The 17,621-nt window shown below is 71.3% G+C and carries 18 protein-coding genes and 1 pseudogene; 9 read left to right on the plus strand and 10 right to left on the minus strand.

Annotation, left to right across the window (positions count from 1 at the left end):
* Nucleotides 1-28: 28 nt before the first annotated feature.
* Complete coding sequence (locus IF28_RS0121895; RefSeq protein ID WP_030223099.1) at nucleotides 29-757, minus strand: class I SAM-dependent methyltransferase; 729 nt, start codon at nucleotides 755-757, stop codon at nucleotides 29-31.
* A gap of 220 nt (nucleotides 758-977) precedes the next feature.
* On the opposite strand from IF28_RS0121895, the pseudogene rho reads away from it, so the two are divergent.
* Nucleotides 978-2,227: pseudogene (rho, locus tag IF28_RS0121900) on the plus strand (transcription termination factor Rho).
* A gap of 91 nt (nucleotides 2,228-2,318) precedes the next feature.
* Nucleotides 2,319-3,470: a D-alanyl-D-alanine carboxypeptidase family protein gene (locus tag IF28_RS0121905; protein WP_037893725.1), complete on the plus strand. Its 1,152-nt coding sequence runs from the start codon at nucleotides 2,319-2,321 to the stop codon at nucleotides 3,468-3,470.
* 37 nt (nucleotides 3,471-3,507) lie between these two features.
* Here the strand turns inward: IF28_RS0121905 and IF28_RS0121910 are convergent, their stop codons facing one another.
* A complete protein-coding gene (locus IF28_RS0121910; protein ID WP_030223103.1) occupies nucleotides 3,508-4,524 on the minus strand; it encodes an asparaginase in 1,017 nt (338 codons plus the stop codon).
* Nucleotides 4,524-5,198 (minus strand): FadR/GntR family transcriptional regulator, encoded by a 675-nt coding sequence (locus IF28_RS0121915; protein WP_030223105.1) that lies wholly within the window; start codon nucleotides 5,196-5,198, stop codon nucleotides 4,524-4,526. The genes IF28_RS0121910 and IF28_RS0121915 overlap by 1 nt, the downstream gene beginning before the upstream one ends.
* 195 nt (nucleotides 5,199-5,393) lie before the next feature.
* Here IF28_RS0121915 and IF28_RS0121920 point away from each other — a divergent pair, with 195 nt between their 5' ends.
* The gene (locus IF28_RS0121920; protein ID WP_030223108.1) at nucleotides 5,394-6,440 is read left to right on the plus strand and encodes a fatty acid desaturase family protein; all 1,047 of its coding nucleotides are present in this window, start codon (nucleotides 5,394-5,396) and stop codon (nucleotides 6,438-6,440) included.
* On the opposite strand, the gene crcB (IF28_RS0121925) is transcribed toward IF28_RS0121920, so the two are convergent.
* The 6 genes from crcB (IF28_RS0121925) to IF28_RS0121950 all read right to left on the minus strand — a co-directional run bounded on the left by crcB (IF28_RS0121925) (nucleotide 6,441) and on the right by IF28_RS0121950 (nucleotide 11,772).
* Nucleotides 6,441-6,815, minus strand: coding sequence for a fluoride efflux transporter CrcB (gene crcB / locus IF28_RS0121925; RefSeq protein ID WP_030223112.1), 375 nt, complete (start codon nucleotides 6,813-6,815; stop codon nucleotides 6,441-6,443).
* Entirely contained in the window at nucleotides 6,812-7,180 is a 369-nt protein-coding gene (locus tag IF28_RS0121930; RefSeq protein WP_030223114.1) for a DUF190 domain-containing protein, read from the minus strand. Before IF28_RS0121930 ends, crcB (IF28_RS0121925) begins: the two co-directional genes overlap by 4 nt.
* Entirely contained in the window at nucleotides 7,177-7,620 is a 444-nt protein-coding gene (gene crcB, locus IF28_RS0121935; RefSeq protein ID WP_030223116.1) for a fluoride efflux transporter CrcB, read from the minus strand. Before crcB (IF28_RS0121935) ends, IF28_RS0121930 begins: the two co-directional genes overlap by 4 nt.
* Nucleotides 7,621-7,653: 33 nt before the next feature.
* Nucleotides 7,654-7,911: a helix-turn-helix domain-containing protein gene (locus tag IF28_RS0121940; protein ID WP_030223119.1), complete on the minus strand. Its 258-nt coding sequence runs from the start codon at nucleotides 7,909-7,911 to the stop codon at nucleotides 7,654-7,656.
* 165 nt (nucleotides 7,912-8,076) lie between these two features.
* On the minus strand, nucleotides 8,077-9,639 hold the full coding sequence (locus IF28_RS0121945; protein ID WP_030223122.1) for a glycoside hydrolase family 53 protein: 1,563 nt from the start codon (nucleotides 9,637-9,639) through the stop codon (nucleotides 8,077-8,079).
* A 111-nt stretch (nucleotides 9,640-9,750) separates the two neighbouring features.
* Entirely contained in the window at nucleotides 9,751-11,772 is a 2,022-nt protein-coding gene (locus IF28_RS0121950) for a beta-galactosidase (protein WP_030223125.1), read from the minus strand.
* 186 nt (nucleotides 11,773-11,958) lie between these two features.
* Between IF28_RS0121950 and IF28_RS0121955 the strand changes: the two genes are divergently transcribed.
* The 6 genes from IF28_RS0121955 (at nucleotide 11,959) to IF28_RS0121980 (ending at nucleotide 17,053) form a co-directional block, all read left to right on the plus strand.
* The gene (locus IF28_RS0121955) at nucleotides 11,959-13,278 is read left to right on the plus strand and encodes an ABC transporter substrate-binding protein (RefSeq protein WP_030223128.1); all 1,320 of its coding nucleotides are present in this window, start codon (nucleotides 11,959-11,961) and stop codon (nucleotides 13,276-13,278) included.
* Entirely contained in the window at nucleotides 13,275-14,201 is a 927-nt protein-coding gene (locus tag IF28_RS0121960; RefSeq protein WP_030223131.1) for a carbohydrate ABC transporter permease, read from the plus strand. The genes IF28_RS0121955 and IF28_RS0121960 overlap by 4 nt, the downstream gene beginning before the upstream one ends.
* Nucleotides 14,198-15,091 carry a carbohydrate ABC transporter permease gene (locus tag IF28_RS0121965; RefSeq protein ID WP_030223134.1) on the plus strand — a complete coding sequence of 298 codons (894 nt, stop codon included), beginning with the start codon at nucleotides 14,198-14,200 and terminating at the stop codon, nucleotides 15,089-15,091. Before IF28_RS0121960 ends, IF28_RS0121965 begins: the two co-directional genes overlap by 4 nt.
* The gene (locus tag IF28_RS0121970) at nucleotides 15,088-16,119 is read left to right on the plus strand and encodes a LacI family DNA-binding transcriptional regulator (protein WP_030223137.1); all 1,032 of its coding nucleotides are present in this window, start codon (nucleotides 15,088-15,090) and stop codon (nucleotides 16,117-16,119) included. Before IF28_RS0121965 ends, IF28_RS0121970 begins: the two co-directional genes overlap by 4 nt.
* A 134-nt stretch (nucleotides 16,120-16,253) precedes the next feature.
* A complete protein-coding gene (locus IF28_RS0121975) occupies nucleotides 16,254-16,604 on the plus strand; it encodes a VOC family protein (protein WP_030223140.1) in 351 nt (116 codons plus the stop codon).
* A 62-nt stretch (nucleotides 16,605-16,666) separates the two neighbouring features.
* On the plus strand, nucleotides 16,667-17,053 hold the full coding sequence (locus IF28_RS0121980; RefSeq protein ID WP_030223142.1) for a MarR family winged helix-turn-helix transcriptional regulator: 387 nt from the start codon (nucleotides 16,667-16,669) through the stop codon (nucleotides 17,051-17,053).
* Nucleotides 17,054-17,080: 27 nt separating this feature from the next.
* Here IF28_RS0121980 and IF28_RS0121985 read toward each other — a convergent pair whose 3' ends face one another.
* Nucleotides 17,081-17,488: an SseB family protein gene (locus tag IF28_RS0121985; protein ID WP_030223145.1), complete on the minus strand. Its 408-nt coding sequence runs from the start codon at nucleotides 17,486-17,488 to the stop codon at nucleotides 17,081-17,083.
* Nucleotides 17,489-17,621 lie beyond the last annotated feature (133 nt).

The raw sequence follows: 17,621 nt of genomic DNA on the forward strand, positions 1-17,621 counted from the left end.
GAGGGGTTGGGTTGGGAATTCCAACCCGCTAGGCTCCCGCCCGCGCGGCGACGACCAGCCGGACCTTCGGGCTGCCGTCCCGGCGCCGTCCGAACTCGGGCAGCGCCCCGAACTCCACCAGGAACCCGGCCCGGGCGAGTTCGCGCCGTATGTCGCCGAAGCGGAAGGTGCGGTAGTACATGACGAACGGCGGGCGCCGGACGGTGTTGCGCACCCGCATCACGGCGTCGAATCCCAGCAGCATCCCGTAGGTGAGGGAGCCCGGCCGGGGCGGTGCCACCACGGGGAAGACGAAGCGTCCGCCCGGCCGCAGCACCGCGTGGACGCCCGCGAACAGGCCCGGCAGCTCACGCGGCAGGAAGTGTCCGAAGGCGCCGAAGCTGACCACGAGGTCGAAGACCGGCCCGAACGGCAGCGCCCGCGCGTCCGCCCGCACCCAGCGCACCGGTGGCCCCGGCGGCCGGACCCGGTTCCGCGCGACGGTCAGCATGCCGGCGCTGAAGTCCACGCCCGTGACGCTCTCCCGGCACACCTGACCCAGCACCTCGACGCCCGCACCGGTGCCGCAGCACAGATCGAGACCGGCGTCGAAGGGCCCCGTCAGCCGCAGTGCGGAGACGGTGGCGTCGAGCACCGAGTCGGGCGTACGGAAGGGGGTGTGGTCGAACTTCGGTGCGAGGAGGTCGTATCCGTGCTCCACGGACGACAGTGCCTGGACGGCGAGTTCACGCAGGCGGGGGCCTTCGGGGCTGAACATCGGATCAGCCTAGAGCAGAGCCTCGCCCCATAGCGGCTCCGCACACCATCCGGCGGGTGGTACAGTGCAATCAGCATACGTAGCACGCCCCCATTCGGGCGTCGGTGCCAGTTCTTTCTCGCCTCTCGCGAGTGTTCTCCCCGGTTCGCCGAGCCGCCGTCGTGTCCGACCGGCGTACGGCCTTCCCCGCACCGCCTCATCGGCAGGATCTGTTCCCGCCGTGACCCAGGTGCTGTTCTCCGCCACGTGGAGGCGCGTGTCCGCCCTCCCCCCGCGGTCCCTCCTTCCCCTCGCATGTTCCCGCCCGTCGTCCGCGAAAGGACCGGCTCCATGACCACCACCACACTCGAACACCCTCCCGTACGGCAGCAGCCCCAGCTCGTCTCCGGTGTCCTCGACGTCGACGCGGCCGGGAAGGGGTGGCTGCGCGCCGAACACTGCCTGCCCTCCCCCGCCGACCCGGCGGTCTCCCCCGCCCTGCTGCGCCGCCACGGCCTGCGCAAGGGCGACCTCGTGGAAGGCGTGTGCGGCGACCGGCGCGCGCTCACCGGCATCACCCGCGTCGAGGGCCGCACGCCCGACGCGTCGCCGGTCCGGCGGCGCTTCCATGATCTGACACCGCTTCACCCCCACCGGCGGCTGCGCCTGGAGCACCCGGCGTCCGGCCTTGCCGGTCGGGTCGTCGACCTGCTCGCCCCCGTCGGCAAGGGACAGCGCGGACTGCTCGTGGCGCCGCCCAGGACCGGCAAGACCGTCCTCCTCCAGCAGCTCGCGGCGGCCGTCGCCGGCAACCACCCCGAGTGCCGGCTCATGGTGGTGCTGCTCGACGAACGGCCCGAGGAGGTCACCGACATGCGGCGCTCGGTGCGCGGCGAGGTGTACGCCTCCACCTTCGACCGGCCGGCCAAGCAGCACATCGCCCTCGCCGAACTGGTCATCGAACGGGCCAAGCGGCTCGTCGAGGCGGGCGAGGACGTCGTCGTACTCCTCGACTCGCTGACCCGGCTGTGCCGGGCGTACAACAACGCGGCCGCGTCCAGTGGCCGCACCCTCAGCGGCGGTGTCGACGCCACCGCGCTGCTCGGGCCCAAGCGGTTCTTCGGCGCCGCCCGGCAGGCCGAGGAGGGCGGCTCCCTCACCATCCTCGCGTCGGCCCTGGTGGAGACCGGTTCCCGGGCCGACGAGTTCTACTTCGAGGAGCTCAAGAGCACCGGCAACATGGAGTTCCGGCTGCACCGCGAGGCCGCCGCGCGACGGCTGTTCCCCGCCGCCGACATCACGGGGTCGGGCACCCGCCGTGAGGAACTGCTGCTCGATCCGGCGGAGTTGACCGCCACACGGGGACTGCGCCGGGTACTGCGTTCGCGGGACGGGCTGTCCGATCTGGAAACCCTGCTGGCCCGCATGCGCGAGACACCCGACAACGCCACGTTCCTGCGGCGCGTCCAGCCGACCCTGCCGGGCGCCTGACAGGACGCCGGCATGTGGCATCCGGGTGCTCGCGAGCGGCGTCCGGCCGGGGCAGCGCGGTGTTCCAGGACTCCATTCCTACGTTTGCGGTATGACTATCGGATTTACTTCCCGAGCTGTCGTGTCGACCTGTGCGCTGTGCACGGCGAGTCTGCTGGTGCCGGCGCCCACCGTGGCGATCGCCGGCGTCGATCCGGGGCCACGGGTGACGGCCGGGGCGCTGCTGTACCGGCCGGGCACACAGGTCCGCCCGCGCCCGGGGGCCCCCGAGGTCCCCGATCCGTCGGCGCTTTCGTGGCTGGTCGCCGACGCCGGCACCGGCGACGTACTGGCGGCGCACGACGCGCACCGCCCGCTGCCGCCGGCCAGCACCCTCAAGACACTGTTCGCGCTCACCGTGCTGCCGACCCTGCCGGCCGGTATCCGGCACCGGGTCCGCGAGCGGGAACTGGCGGGCATCGGCCCCGGCAGCAGTCTCGTCGGGGTCGCGGAGGACCGTACGTACCGGGTGTCCGACCTGTGGAACGGGGTGTTCCTCAGCTCCGGCAACGACGCCGTGCGTGTGCTGGCGGCGCTCAGCGGGGGCTGGCGGGCCACGGCCGAGCGGATGCAGGCCAAGGCCCGCACGCTGGGCGCCCGCGACACCCGGGTGAAGTCGCCCGACGGCTATGACGCGCCCGGCCAGGTGTCGTCGGCGTTCGACCTGGCGGTGTTCGGCCGGGCAGGCCTGCGCAACCACGACTTCGCCCGGTACTGCGGCCGGCGGGAGGCGCTGTTCCCCGCCCGGGACGGGGGCACGTACGACATCGTGAACACCAACCGGCTGCTCACCGGCCAGGACGGCGTCGAGCCGTACGACGGTCTGCTCGGCATCAAGAACGGCTACACCAGCGACGCGGGCAACACCCTCGTCACGGCCGCACACCGCGACGGCCACACCCTGGTGGTGACGGTCATGAACCCCCGCTCGGGCGGCGGCCACGCGGTCTACGAGGAGGCCCGCACCCTCCTGGACTGGGGCTTCGAGGCCACCGGCCGGGTGGACCCGGTAGGCACCCTGAACCTCCCGCACGCCGGGCAACTGGGCGGCCCACAAGCGGACACGGCCACGATCCCGCCGGCCCGCCCCGGCAACTCCCCGACCCACCACCCCGGTTGGCCCATCGCCGCAGCGGCCCTGGCAGGCGCGGCAAGCGTGTCCCTCTACCTGCGCCTGAGATGGGGCCCGGCACTCACACGCTGAGGGGAGAGGAGCGCGCCTCGCGGGGATCGACGCAGCATCACACCCACGCCGGCCCCGTCACCGAGGACAGCTCGGGAACGACCCGAACCTCCCCCACCGGCAGCCCGCCCCCCAGCACCGCCTCACCCCCGAACTCCTTGAGCAAGGACGCGTCCACCCCCGCCCGCGCCAGCGCCCCGGCGGCGACCGGTACCCGCGCCCGCCCCGCCCCGTCCGAGATCTTCACGGCGACCGCCCGCCCATCCGGCAGCGCGGCGACCTGCACACCTTCGAACCCGTCCTTGACGAGCAGCCCCGGCACGGCCCGCATCAGCGCGGCCGCGTCCCGCCCGGTCCCGGAGGCCATCTCCGGGTATCCCCGCATCGCGTCGGCTACGCGAGCCTCCGGCGTACCGGACGCGGCCGCCGCGATCCGCGCACCGGCACGGGCGAGACCGTGCAGGGACACGGCGAACAGGGGCGCCCCGCAACCGTCCACGGTGACCGTGGCGACCCGCTGACCGGTGAGATCCTCGACGATCTCGGCAACAGCCTGCTGAAGGGGATGCGAGGGGTCGAGACAGTCGTCGAGAGACCACCCGTTGAGCCGCGCGGTGTACAGCATCGCGGCGTGCTTCCCGGAGCAGTTCTGGGCGAGCCGCGACGGCGGCCGCCCCTCACGCACCCAGGCATCCCGTACGACGGGGTCGAACGGCAGGTCGGGGACGTTGCGGAGGTCGTCCTCGGTCAGTCCGGCGAGTTCGAGGATGCGCCGGGTACCCGCGAGGTGACGTTCCTCCCCGGAGTGGCTGGCCGCGGCGAGCGACAGCAGCTCGCCGTCGAGCGGAAGGCCCGCGCGGACCATCGCCACCGCCTGGACGGGCTTGAGCGCGGAGCGCGGATAGCAGGCGGCCTCGATGTCGCCGAGCCGGAAGCCGACCTCGCCGTCGGAGCCGAGGACGGCGACGGAGCCGTAGTGGACGCCCTCGACGACCCCGCCGCGTATCAGGTGGGCGACGGGGGCGTGGAGGGGCTCGCGGATCGGGGGTGCGTCCACGAGGTGGGTGCTGTACATCACACTGCCTGGGGGGAGTCGTGGTTCGGTGTGCGCCCGGGGCGCATGATCGCGGTCAGGGTCGTCTCGACCCGGTCGAGGTGGTGGGTCATGGCGTCGACCGCGTCCGGTGCGGAGCCGTCGATCAGGGCCTCGACGATCGCCCGGTGCTCGCGGTCGGACTGTTCGCGGCGGCCGCCCAGTTCGTTGAGGAAGGCGGACTGGCGGGCCAGCGCGTCCCGGATCTCCTCGATGACCCTGCGGAACACGGGGTTCTGGGCGGCTTCGGCGACCGCGAGGTGGAAGACGGTGTCCATGGCGACCCAGGCCGTGGTGTCGGTCTCGCGCCCCATCCGGTCGAGCAGATGGGTGAGCCGGTCCAGGTTCTCCGGGGTGCGGCGCTCGGCGGCGTACCCGGCGACGGGGATCTCGATGTGCCGGCGCACCTCCAGGAGATGGCCGGCCGAGTAGTCGCCGAAGGTCGGGTCCTCGACGGCGTCGGCGACGACGAAGGTGCCCCTGCCGGTCCTGGACACGGTCAGACCCATGGTCTGCAGGGCGCGCAGGGCCTCGCGGAGCACGGGCCGGGACACCTCGAGGGTGCGGCACAGCTCCGCCTCCGAGGGCAGCTTGTCGCCGATCGCGTAGTCGCCGCGCTCTATGGCGCCGCGGAGGTGGGAGAGCACCGCCTCCATCGCGCTGACGCGCCGCGGACCCACACCACCTGTCTGGCTGTCTGACAGGTTCACCAGGCGATGGTGCGGCGGCGGCCGGGGCACTGTCAAGCGGAGGGGTGGGGTCAGCCACACCCCGGCTCGGGGGCCGCCGTCACCCCTGCCCGGGGGTCAGCGCCATTCCGTGGGACCGAAATCGTTCACATACTCAAGCGCATGGCCGATCCCGCGGTACTCACCGCCGACTCTCCCGCACCCGCAGGTGAAAAGGGAAGCGATTTCTCCGTATTGTCACGACGTATAGCCGAAGCGGGTCTGCTGCGGCGCCGCCCGCTGTATTACACGGTGCGTTTCGGTGCCGTGGGGCTCGCGCTCGGCGGCTCCGTCGCGGCTTTTCTCGTCCTGGGTGACAGCTGGAGTCAGCTGTTCGTCGCGGTCGCCCTGGCCGTGGTGTTCGGGCAGCTCGGTCTGGCCGCGCACGATCTGGCGCACCGCCAGGTGTTCTCCCGCCGGCGCCCCAGTGAGATCGGCGGTCTGCTGGTGGCCGACGTACTGCTGGGCATGAGCTACGGCTGGTGGATGAACAAGCACACCCGCCATCACGCGAACCCCAATCATGAGAAGAAGGACCCGGATGTCGCCCCCGACCTCATCGTGTGGTCGCGGCGTCAGGCGAAGCAGGCGAAGGGCCCGGCGCGATTCATCGGAAAGCACCAGGCGGCTCTCTTCTTTCCGCTGCTGACGCTGGAGGGACTCAATCTGAGTGTCAGCAGTTTCAAGGCGCTGCGCAGCCCGTCGATGAAACGTCCGGTGCTGGAGGGAATTCTGCTCGTCACCCATTTCGCCGTGTATTTCGGCGGTCTTTTCCTGGTCCTCTCCCCCGGTAGGGCGCTCGCGTTCATCGCCGTCCACCAGGGACTGTTCGGAATCTATCTGGGTTCCGTGTTCGCCCCGAACCACAAGGGCATGCCGATGATCGAGGAGGGCACGGAGCTGGACTTCCTACGCCGTCAGGTGCTCACGTCCCGCAATGTCGACGGCGGGGTGTTCATCGACGCGTTCATGGGCGGGCTGAACTACCAGATCGAGCACCACCTCTTCCCGAGCATGCCGACACCGGCGCTGGGCCGGGCCCAGGTCATCACCGAGCGGTACTGCGCCGAGCTGGGCGTCCCGTACTGCCGGACGGGACTGCTCGCCTCGCACCGCGAGGCGCTGCGTCACCTGAGGCAGGTGGGGGAGCCGCTGCGCGGCACGTCCTAGTCAGCCCCAGACCGAGCCGGTCACGGCAGCGCCGGCGACGGCGGCGCCCAGGGCGGCCGCCGTGCTCGCCACGACGTTCACGGCGGCGTAACCGCGGGCGCCCGTCCCGGCCAGGCGGAGGGTCTCGTAGGAGAAGGTGGAGTACGTGGTCAGGGCGCCGCACAGGCCCGTGCCGAGGAACAGCTGGAGGCCGGGGCCCGCCGCGCCCGCGGTCACGGCGCCGGTGAGCAGGCCGAGGACCAGGCTGCCGGTGACGTTGACCGTGAGGGTCCCCCAGGGGAACACCGAGTCGTGACGGGACTGCACGGCGCGGTCGGTGAGATAGCGCAGGGGGGCGCCGACCATGGCGCCCAGCGCCACATACAGCCAGTTCACCGTGGTGCCTCGCCGGTGCCCGTGCCGTCGTCGCGGCGGACATGGCGTACGGCCTCGCAGTGGTCGAGGAGGACCAGGCCCTCGGTGACGAGCGTGTCGAGTTCCGGCAGGAAGGCCCGTACGCGCTCCTCGGTGTCCACGACGACGACCGCCACGGGGAGGTCCTCGCTCAGGGAGAGCAGCCGGGAGGTGTGGACGCGGGAGGAGCCGCCGTAGCCCTCGACGCCGCGGAAGACGCTGGCCCCCGCGAGTCCGGCCGCGTGGGCGCGGTGGACGATCTCGGAGTAGAGGGGCCGGTGGTGCCAGGTGTCGTTCTCGCCGACGTACACGGTCAGGCGAAGGACGCTGCCGGTCAGCCTGGTCATGGCTGCCTCCCGATCAGTACACGGCGGGTCGCCGAGGCGGCCGCCCATACGGCGGCGAGTGCCGCGAGCGGTGTCACCGCGAGGTACGCGAGTCCGGTGCCCACCTCGCCGGCGTCCAGCAGGTCGCGGATGCCGACGGCGTAGGTGGAGAAGGTGGTGAAGCCGCCGAGGACACCGGTGCCGAAGAACGGGCGGACCAGCGGGTGGGCGGTGCGGACCTCGGTGACGACCACCATGAACACGCCGATGACGGCGCAGCCGACGACATTGACCCAGAGGATCGTCCAGGGGAATCCGTGTGCCGGGTCCGGCCACCACAGGGAGGCCGCGTACCGTGCCGTCGCTCCCGCTCCCCCGCCCACCGCGACCACGCCGACCACGGGGGCCTGGGTACGGAGGGCGGTGCGGGCCCGTGGGCCCGCCGTTTCCGGGGCTGTCACCGTCGTACGTCTCCCCACTCGCTCGGGATCAGCCTAACGTCCCTGGTCGCACCACCACCCCTTCTCGAACAGATGCGCGACCTCGGCGATCCGTACCTCGTCGCACCGGTAGCGGCCGCGGTCCGTACGGAGCAGACCGAGGGCGGTGAGCAGCCGGAGGTGGGTGCGGACGGCCGGGCCCGGCAGGGCAAGGCGTGCGGCGACGGTCTGTGCGGTGAGGCCGACGGGCTCCGCCTGTCTCAGCAGCGTCAGGATGCGCAGTCGCGTCCCGTCGACGGGGGTCCTCAGCATGGCGTACACCTCCGCGCCGGGCCGCGCGCTCCGGAGCCCCTCCACTCTGCCCGAGTCGAACGCCCCGTGTCCCGTTCCGAAGGCAGCTTGTCCGGGACTCAACGGGCTTGTGGTACAAGGCTGTTCGGCCCCGCCATCGGATTCGCCGGGGCGGGGCCGGGTGGTTCAGCGGTGGCGGAACCACGCTGTGGCGGGCAGGGCGCGGTCGTCGTAGCCGAACAGTGCCTGGTTCTCCCAGCCGTTGCCGGAGGACGGATCGGTGGGGTCCCAGCCGTTGCCGGCGCGGGCGGTCCAGGTCGCCTCCCAGTAGAAGACGCCGAGGCCGCGGCCGTTCGGAACGGCTTCCACGATGCTCGTCACGTCGTTCATCCACCGGGTCTGGCCACTGGTGGACGCCGGGTAGCCGGGGACGAGTTCACCACTGACGTCGATGATGTTCTCGAGGCCGTCCTCGCTGTCGAGCCGGAACGGGTAGGCCGTCTCGGCGACGAAGACGGGCTTGCCGTAGCGGGCGGCCGTGTCGTCGAGGGTGGTCTGGAAGTCGTGCAGGGTGCCGTGCCAGTAGCCGTAGTAGGACAGGCCGACGGCGTCGAACCGCACGCCGTGGGAGACCGCGTTGTCGAACCACCAGCGGGTGCCCTCGAGGTCACCGCCCTCGGCGAGGTGCAGCGCGGCGACCGTGGAAGGGCTGACCGCCTTGACCGCGTCGTAGCCGGAGTTGAGCAGTCCGGCGAGCTGGGTCCAGTTGCCGGTGGAACCCTCGTTCCACAGCATGCCGCCGTTGATCTCGTTGCCCACCTGCACCATGTCGGCGGTGGTGCCCTGCGCCTTCAGGGCGTTCAGGACGTCGTACGTGTGGTCGTAGACGTCCTTCTTCAGCTGTCCGTAGCCGTGTCCGGCCCAGGCGGCGGGCTTGTTCTGCTTGCCCGGGTCGGCCCAGGCGTCGGAGTAGTGGAAGTCGACCAGGAGTTTCATGCCCTGGGCCTTGATCCGCTTGGCCAGGGCGAGGACGTGCGCCTTGTCGTTGTAGCCGTCGGCCGGGTTCACCCAGACCTTGAGGCGGGCGTAGTTCATGCCGGTGGACTTCAGGATCGCGACCGGGTCGCCGGCGGTTCCGGACGCGGTCCGGTACGTGCCGCCCTTCGCCTCGCTCTTGGGCAGTGAGGAGATGTCGGCGCCCTTGACCGCGACGCCCGGGGTGGTGCCGCGGGTGAAGGCCAGATCGTCGACGTTGATCCAGTTTCCGGCGTTGGCATCGCTGTTGACGCTGACGGTGCACTGGCTGCCGGTGACCCGGACGGGTACGACGATCCGTATCCAGCTGGAGTCGGAGACCGGCAGATCGGTGCGCTGTTCGGCGCCGCCGCAGTTCTTCAGGGCGAGGTGGGCGGCGTTCTGGCCGCCGCCGGAGCGGACCCAGGCGGTGAGCCGGTAGTCACCGCTCGTCAGTCCGGACAGGTACTGGTACGTCTCGACCTTGTAGGCGGCGGACGACCAGTGGGAGAGGCGGTGACCGCCGCTGCGGCCACCGGACTCCGTGTACGAGGCCGCCGTGTCGCCGTACTCGGACCAGCCGGCCGGGGTAGCGGTGCCCGAACCGTCGTTCTCGAAGCCGCCGTTGGTGAGCGTGCTGGCCGCCGTCGCGCTCTGGGCGGGCAGGGCGGTGAGGGCGAGCCCGGCCACGAGCGGCGTGAGCAGGGCGTGAAGTGTGCGTCTGGGATGGAACATGGGCGTTCGTCGTCCCTTCGACGTGGGGAGGGGGTGCCCGCACCCGGGAGGGGGTGAGGGCCCCCTCCGCCCGCGGCCGGTGTGCTCACGCGGGCGGAGGGGAGTCGCGGCTCAGCCGTCGAGCCGTACGACCCGGACGGCTCCGGCCGGGACCGCGAGGCGGCCCGCGGCGGGCTCGCCGGTCAGCAGCTCGGTGCCGGGGGTGTCCAGCGGCACCTTGGCGTCGGCGGCGGTGTGGTTGATCGCGAACAGGAAGGTGCCCGACTCGCCGGTGCGGCGCACCACTTCGACGTCGCGGGGCAGATCGCCGCGCGGGTCGGTCCCGGTGTCCTCGACGACCCGGCCGAGCAGGGTGGCCAGGCCCTCGGCGCCGAGCCGGGTGGAGACGTACCAGGCGGTGCCCTCGCCGAGCCGGTGCCGGGTGACGGCCGGGCGTCCCTCGGTCAGGCCGTCCGCGTACGTCCACACCGTCTCGGCGCCGCGCGGCACCACGAACTCCGTCCACACGTCGGCGTCGAGGCCGCTGCCGCCGGGGCCGGTGAGCCGGACCCGCTCGCCCCCCAGCAGGGGGGAGAACTCCTCGACGGTCAGGCCGAGCACGTCACGCAGGGCGCCCGGATAGGGGCCCTCGTGCACGGCGTCGTGCTCGTCGACGATGCCGGAGAAGTACGACACGACGAGGGTGCCGCCGTTCTCGACGTACTCCCGGAGGTTGTCCCCCGCCGCCCGTGTCATCAGGTAGAGGGCCGGTACGACGACGAGGGGATACCTCGACAGGTCGGCCTCGGGGTGGGCGAAGTCGACGGTGAGATGGTGGTCGTAGAGGGCCTCGTACCAGGCGTCGGCCCGTTCGCGGGCGTCGTGGTCCTCGCTGGGGCGCCAGTCGAGGTTCTGCGCCCACCAGGACTGCCAGTCCCACAGCACGGCGACGCCGGCCTCGGTGCGGCTGCCCCGGATCGGCCCCAACGAGGCCACGGCGGAGCCGAGTTCGGTCACCTCGTGGAAGACGCGGGTGTCGGTGCCGCCGTGCGGCAGCATCGCGGAGTGGAACTTCTCGGCGCCGCGCCGGGACTGGCGCCACTGGAAGAACATCGCGCCCTCGGAGCCGCGGGCCACGTGCGCCAGCGAGTTGCGGGCCATCTGGCCGGGGGCCTTGGCGGGGTTGCGGGGCTGCCAGTTGACGCCCGAGGTGGAGTGCTCGAGCAGCAGCCAGGGGGCGCCGCCGGCGACGGAACGGGTGAGGTCTGCGGCCATGGCGAGGTTGACGTGGGTGCGGCGGCCGTCGGTGATCAGATAGTGGTCGTTGGTGACGAGGTCCACCTCGCGGCCCCAGGCCCAGTAGTCGACGGAGTCGCACTGGCTGAGGGCGGTCATGAAGTTGGTGGTGACCGGGACACCGGGCGAGAGCCGGTGCAGGATGTCCCGCTCGGCGGTGAAGTTCTCCCGCATGGTGGCGTCGGCGAACCGGCGGTAGTCCAGCGCCTGGGCCGGATTGCCGACCGTCGGAGTGCGGCGCGGCGGGTTGATCTCGTCGAAGCCGGCATAGCGCTGGCCCCAGAAGGCGGTGCCCCAGGCCTCGTTGACCGCCTCGACGGTGCCGTACTCCCGCCGCAGCCAGCGGCGGAAGTGGTCGGCGCAGGAGTCGCAGTAGCAGGCGGAGACGGGAACGCCGTACTCGTTGTGGACGTGCCACAGGGCGAGCGCGGGATGGTCGCCGTAGCGCTCGGCGAGCCGTGTGGTGATGTTCGCGGCGGCCGCGCGGTAGTCGGCGTTGCTGTGGCAGATGGCGCCGCGTGAGCCGAACTCCAGGCGTACGCCGTCCTCGGTGACCGGCAGCGCGTCGGGGTGGGCGCGGTAGAACCAGGCGGGCGGCGCCACGGTGGGCGTGCCGAGGTCGACGCGGATGCCGGCCCCGTGCAGCAGGCCGAGGTTGCGGTCGAGCCAGCCGAAGTCGTACACGCCGGGCGAGGGCTCCAGCAGGGCCCAGGAGAAGATCCCGACGCTCACCATGGTGACGCCGGCCTCCCGCATCAGCCGTACGTCCTCGTCCCAGACGTTCTCCGGCCACTGCTCGGGGTTGTAGTCCCCGCCGAAGGCGAGCCCGGTGAGGCCCCTGGGGGTGGTCTCCGGCATGGAATCTCTCCCGATGTGTTCGATCTCCTGGGAACGTGCACACACCCTTCCCGGCGGTGCGAGGCCAACATAACCGCACAGCAACAACCATTGACAAGTGTCCGAGGTGTTTCTCTACTGTGAACGCTCACAGAAGCATGGCTGGTTCTCGCAGCAGGCGAGGGCCCCAGGTCAGGGGAGAGTTCCATGCCGTACACGAAGCGCCGTCGCCTCGTGAGTTCCGCCGTCGCGGTCGCGCTCGGCGCCACCGCACTCGCCGCCTGCGGCTCGTCGTCCGACGACGACGCGGCGCAGTCGGGGCCGGTCTCACTGACGTACTGGACCTGGACCCCCGGCATGGACAAGGTCGTCGACCTGTGGAACAAGGGGCCGGGCAAGAAGGAGCAGATCACCGTCACGGTGAAGAAGCAGGCGTCCGGCGACACGCTGGTCACCAAGATCCTCACCGCGCACAAGGCCGGCAAGGCGCCCGACCTGGTGCAGGCCGAGTACCAGGCGCTGCCGACGCTGGTCAGCAATGACGCGCTCGCCGACATCGGTGACGACGTGGGCGACGCGAAGAGCAAGTTCGCCGACGGCGTCTGGCAGCAGACCACGCTCGGCACGGACGCCGTCTACGCGGTCCCGCAGGACATCGGGCCGATGATGTTCTACTACCGCGAGGACCTGTTCAAGGAGTACGGGCTCTCCGTCCCGGCCACCTGGGAGGAGTTCGCCGAGACGGCCCGCGCGCTGAAGAAGAAGGCGCCGGACAAGGATCTGACCACCTTCTCCGCCAACGACTCCGGCCTGTTCGCGGGCCTCGCCCAGCAGGCCGGCGCGCGGTGGTGGACCACCTCCGGCGACAAGTGGAAGGTCGGCATCGACGACGCGGCGACGAAGAGGGTCGCCGAGTTCTGGGGCGGTCTGGTCGAGGAGGGCGCCATCGACAACCAGCCGATGTACACGCCGGCCTGGAACAAGGCGCTGAACACCGGCAAGCAGATCGCGTGGGTGAGCGCGGTGTGGGCGCCCGGCACGCTGACCACGGCCGCGCCGGACACCAAGGGCAAGTGGGCCATGGCCCCGCTCCCCCAGTGGGGTGACGGCGAGAGCCGTACGGGCAGCTGGGGCGGTTCCTCGACCGGTGTCACCACCGACTCCGGGAACAAGGAGGCCGCCGCGAAGTTCGCCACCTGGCTGAACACCGACGGCGACGCCCTGAACGCGCTGGCGAAGGAGGGCGGCATCTATCCGGCCTCCACGTCGGCCCAGCTCAGCGGCGCCTTCACCACCGCGCCGGAGTACTTCTCCAACCAGCCCGACTTCTACCGGAAGGCCGCCGACATCGCGGAGACCACCGCGCCGTCCGCCTGGGGCCCGAACGTCAACGTCGCCTACACGACGTTCAGGGACGCCTTCGGCGCGGCCGCGAAGAACAAGTCGGGCTTCACCGCCGCCCTGACCACCATGCAGGAGGACACGGTCGCGGACCTGAAGAAGCAGGGCTTCGGGGTCGCGGAGTGAGGTCCACGCCCCGCCGGACGTCGTACGGGGTCAAGGGGGCCCCGTACGCGTTCCTGATACCCGCCGGTCTGTTGTTCCTCCTGTTCTTCGCGCTGCCCATCGGGTACGCCGTCTGGCTCAGCTTCCGCAAGGTGCGGGTCTCCGGGCTCGGCCTCGGTGCCGGCGCCCGCGAGGAGGTCTGGGCCGGTCTGGAGAACTACACCGGCGCCCTGTCCGACAGCGAGCTGCTGGACGGCGCGCTGCGGGTGCTCGGTTACGGCTGCATCGTGGTACCGGTGATGCTGGGCCTGGCCCTGGTGTTCGCGCTGATGCTCGACTCCGAGCGGGTGCGGCTGGCGCCCGTCACCCGGCTCGCGATCTTCCTGCCGTACGCGATCCCCGGTGTCGTGGCGGCCCTGCTGTGGGGCTTCCTGTATCTGCCGGACGTGAGCCCGTTCTACTTCGTGCTCGACAGGTTCGGTCTGCCACAGCCGGATCTGCTGGACGGCGGGCCGCTGTATCTGGCGCTGTCGAACATCGCCGTCTGGGGCGGCACCGGCTTCAACATGATCGTCATCTACACCGCGCTGCGGGCCATCCCCGCCGAGGTGTACGAGGCGGCCAGGCTGGACGGGGCCACGCCGCTGCAGACCGCGCTGCGGATCAAGATCCCGATGGTGGCGCCCTCGCTGGTGCTGACCTTCTTCTTCTCGATCATCGCGACGCTCCAGGTGTTCAGCGAACCGACCACGCTCAAGCCGCTCACCAACTCCGTGTCCACCACCTGGAGTCCGCTGATGAAGGTGTACCAGGACGCCTTCGGCAACGGCGACATCTACGCGGCCGCCGCACAGGCCACCCTGATCGCGCTCGCCACGCTGGTGCTGTCCTTCGGGTTCCTGCGGGCCGCCAACCGACGCAGCAAGCAGGAGGCGGCCCGATGAGTTCTGTGGCCCTGCGCAAGGCCGAGCCCGCGGCCGGCACCACCCGGGGCCCGGCGCGCCCCCGCAGGATCGCGCTGGTCCCGACCCTGACCCTGCTGCTCGGCGCGGTCTACTGTCTGCTGCCGGTCGCCTGGGTGGTCATCGCGTCCACCAAGTCCGGCTCGGAGCTGTTCTCCACCTTCACGTTCTGGCCCGGCACCGGCTTCGCCGACAACGTCGCCGACCTCAGCGCCTACCGCGACGGCGTCTACTGGCAGTGGATGGGCAACTCCGCCCTGTACGCCGGGCTGGGCGCGCTGCTGTCGACGTGTGTGTCGGCGGTCAGCGGCTACGCGCTGGCGGTCTACCGCTTCCGGGGCCGCGAGTCGCTGTTCAACGTGCTGCTCGCGGGGGTGCTGATGCCGCCGGTGATCCTCGCCATCCCCCAGTATCTGCTGCTGGCGAAGGCCGACCTCACGGACTCCTATCTGTCCGTGCTGCTGCCGCAGATCCTCTCCCCGTACGGCGTCTACCTCGCGCGGATCTACGCCGCGGCCGCGGTGCCGTCGGACGTGGTGGAGGCCGGGCGGATGGACGGCGCGGGCGAGTGGCGGATCTTCTCCCGGGTGGCGCTGCCGATGATGGTGCCGGGACTGGTGACGGTGTTCCTGTTCCAGTTCGTGGCGATCTGGAACAACTTCCTGCTGCCGTACATCATGCTCAGCGACGACGAGAAGTTCCCGATCACCCTCGGTCTGTACACGCTGCTGGAACAGGGCGCGAACACGCCGGCGCTGTACACCCTGGTGATCACGGGGGCGTTCCTCGCGGTGTTCCCGCTGGTCGCGCTGTTCCTGGTCATCCAGCGGTTCTGGAGTCTGGATCTGCTCTCCGGGGCCGTAAAGTCATGACCATGAGCAACACGGGGGGCCGGCGCAAGCCGCCGACGATCCACGACGTGGCGCGCGAGGCCGGTGTCTCGCGCGGCACCGTCTCGCGGGTGCTCAACGGCGGCCACTACGTCAGCCCCGCCGCGGCGGAGTCCGTGAACGCCGCCATCCGCAGGACGGGGTACGTCGTGAACCGGCACGCCCGTTCGCTGATCACCGGCCGGTCGGACTCGGTGGGGTTTCTGCTCACCGAGCCCCAGGAGCGGTTCTTCGAGGACCCCAACTTCAATGTGCTGCTGCGGGGTTGTACGCAGGCGCTGGCCGCTCACGACGTGCCGCTGCTGCTGATGCTGGCCGGCACGGACGACGAACGGCGGCGTATCACGCGGTACATCACCGCCGGGCACGTCGACGGGGTGCTGCTGGTGTCCAGTCACTCGGGTGACCCGGTGGCGGAGGAGCTGCGGGCGGCCGGGGTGCCGCTGGTGGCGTGCGGGAAGCCGATCGGGCTGGGTTCGAAGGTGAGTTATGTGGCCGCCGACGACCGGGACGGCGCGCGGGACATGGTGCGGCATCTGCTGGCGCTGGGGCGGCGGCGGATCGGCGTGGTGACCGGCCCGCCGGACACGCCGGGCGGTGTGGAGCGTCTGGCCGGGTACCGGGAGGTGCTCGCCGAGGCGGGTGTGGAGGCCGACGAGCGGCTGGTGGTCTCCGGGGACTACAGCAGGGCCAGCGGTGAGGCGGGCGCGGAGCGGCTGCTGGCGCGGGTCCCGGACATGGACGCGGTGTTCGTCGCCTCCGATCTGATGGCCCAGGGTGTGCTCACCGCGCTGCAGCGGTCGGGGCGACGGGTGCCCGAGGACGTGGCGGTCGGCGGTTTCGACGACTCCCCGGCGGCCGTCGCCGCGAGTCCGGAGCTCACCACGATCCGCCAGCCGTGGGACCGCATCAGTACGGAGATGGTGCGGGTGCTGCTGGCCCAGATCGGCGGCGAGGACCCGGCTGCGGTGATCCTGCCGACGGAGCTGGTGAAGCGGGACTCGACGTAGAAGGCCCCCGGCGGACGAAGCCCCCGGACGGCCGAGGCGGTCAGGATCGGAGAAGCCGGGTGGCCCTCCCCCGGCCTAACGTGAGGTCATCGGCGCACACCGGGCGCCGGCCCCGCTTCGAGGAGGAGTACGCCATGACCCACGCGCTGAAGACCATCGTCTACCCCGTGAAGGACGTCGGCCCGGCGAAGGAGCTGTTCCGGACGCTGCTCGGGACGGAGCCGTACGCGGACGAGCCGTACTACGTCGGGTTCCGGACCGGCACCCATGAGATCGGTCTGGACCCGCACGGTCACGGCAAGGGCATGACCGGGCCGGTGCCCTACTGGACCGTGTCCGACATCCGGGCGACCCTGGCCCGGCTGCTGGAGGCGGGTGCGAAGCCGCTGCAGGACGTCCAGGACGTGGGCGGCGGCACGCTGATCGCCGCCGTGCAGGACCCGGACGGCAACCTCGTCGGTCTGTTCCAGGAAGGTGCCGCCTGACCTGCCGCCGAGGGTGATCCTTGCGCGGTCATTGAATCTCGAACAAGTGTTACGGTTCGAGTATGGCAGCGAAGACCGAGGCGCGGCTCGAGGAACGGTGGCGGGAGATCCTCACGGTGCACGCGCGCACCCTGGGCGAGATCGACCGCGCACTGCATCCGTACGGTCTCGGCGCCTCCGACTTCGAGGTGCTCGACCTGCTCGCGACCGCGACGCCCCGGGACGGGGAACACTGCCGGGTGCAGAACCTGGTGGGCCGTCTCCACCTCAGCCAGAGCGCGCTGTCCCGCCTGATCGCCCGTCTGGAGAAGGACGGCCTGGTCGAGCGCAGCCTGTGCCTGGAGGACCGGCGCGGCGTCTATGTACGGCTCACCGGCAAGGGCCGCGAGCTGCACGGCGAGGTGCTCCCGCTGCAGCGCGCGGCGCTGGCCCGCACGCTGGGCGAGTAGGGCCTGTCCGGCGGATCAGGCCCTGGGTCACGGACGGGCGAGGAGTGTGCGCACCCCCTCCGAGGTGAGCGTCAGGCGGTGCTCGGAGCTGCCGTCGATGGTGAGGGACAGGTCCTCGGCCGGCCACTGGGCGGCGAGCGCGCCGAGCGGGACCAGCCGGTAGCGGGAGACGAACGGCAGCAGTCCGGCCATCTCCAGTTCGGATGTGAACACGGGCACCACCTGGTTGCCGCCCGGCTGCTCCAGCACCGGCAGGGCGACCGCGCCGGGGTCGGCGGCCTCCTCGTCGCCCGCGTCGTCCGGCACCGGGATCAGCACATCACTGTTGGCGAGGGCGTCCAGCGCCGTCGTGTCCTGCGTGTTCTCCGACAGGGCGTCCAGGGCCCGCTGCGCGGGCGTGGTGGGGGCGTTGTTCTCGTGCGCGGGTGTGTCCATGGCAGATTCCCTGGTAGCGGCGGTCGTACGGGCCCACCCGGGACAGGATCCGGCCCGGGCACGGTGCTGCACGCGTACCCGTTCGCCTCTCGCGCAACCCCTCGATTCACGGCGTTCACCTGCCGTTCGGCAC

Origin of the sequence: Streptomyces sp. NRRL WC-3626, from assembly GCF_000718785.1 — a bacterium.
GTDB lineage: Bacteria > Actinomycetota > Actinomycetes > Streptomycetales > Streptomycetaceae > Streptomyces > Streptomyces edwardsiae.

Coding starts and splice junctions, on each gene's coding strand:
- IF28_RS0121895 (WP_030223099.1), bottom strand. CDS start 757: ATGTTCAGCCCCGAAGGCCCCCGCCTGCGTGAACTCGCCGTCCAGGCA.
- IF28_RS0121905 (WP_037893725.1), top strand. CDS start 2,319: ATGACTATCGGATTTACTTCCCGAGCTGTCGTGTCGACCTGTGCGCTG.
- IF28_RS0121910 (WP_030223103.1), bottom strand. CDS start 4,524: ATGTACAGCACCCACCTCGTGGACGCACCCCCGATCCGCGAGCCCCTC.
- IF28_RS0121915 (WP_030223105.1), bottom strand. CDS start 5,198: ATGGAGGCGGTGCTCTCCCACCTCCGCGGCGCCATAGAGCGCGGCGAC.
- IF28_RS0121920 (WP_030223108.1), top strand. CDS start 5,394: ATGGCCGATCCCGCGGTACTCACCGCCGACTCTCCCGCACCCGCAGGT.
- IF28_RS0121930 (WP_030223114.1), bottom strand. CDS start 7,180: ATGACCAGGCTGACCGGCAGCGTCCTTCGCCTGACCGTGTACGTCGGC.
- IF28_RS0121940 (WP_030223119.1), bottom strand. CDS start 7,911: ATGCTGAGGACCCCCGTCGACGGGACGCGACTGCGCATCCTGACGCTG.
- IF28_RS0121945 (WP_030223122.1), bottom strand. CDS start 9,639: ATGTTCCATCCCAGACGCACACTTCACGCCCTGCTCACGCCGCTCGTG.
- IF28_RS0121950 (WP_030223125.1), bottom strand. CDS start 11,772: ATGCCGGAGACCACCCCCAGGGGCCTCACCGGGCTCGCCTTCGGCGGG.
- IF28_RS0121955 (WP_030223128.1), top strand. CDS start 11,959: ATGCCGTACACGAAGCGCCGTCGCCTCGTGAGTTCCGCCGTCGCGGTC.
- IF28_RS0121965 (WP_030223134.1), top strand. CDS start 14,198: ATGAGTTCTGTGGCCCTGCGCAAGGCCGAGCCCGCGGCCGGCACCACC.
- IF28_RS0121970 (WP_030223137.1), top strand. CDS start 15,088: ATGACCATGAGCAACACGGGGGGCCGGCGCAAGCCGCCGACGATCCAC.
- IF28_RS0121975 (WP_030223140.1), top strand. CDS start 16,254: ATGACCCACGCGCTGAAGACCATCGTCTACCCCGTGAAGGACGTCGGC.
- IF28_RS0121980 (WP_030223142.1), top strand. CDS start 16,667: ATGGCAGCGAAGACCGAGGCGCGGCTCGAGGAACGGTGGCGGGAGATC.
- IF28_RS0121985 (WP_030223145.1), bottom strand. CDS start 17,488: ATGGACACACCCGCGCACGAGAACAACGCCCCCACCACGCCCGCGCAG.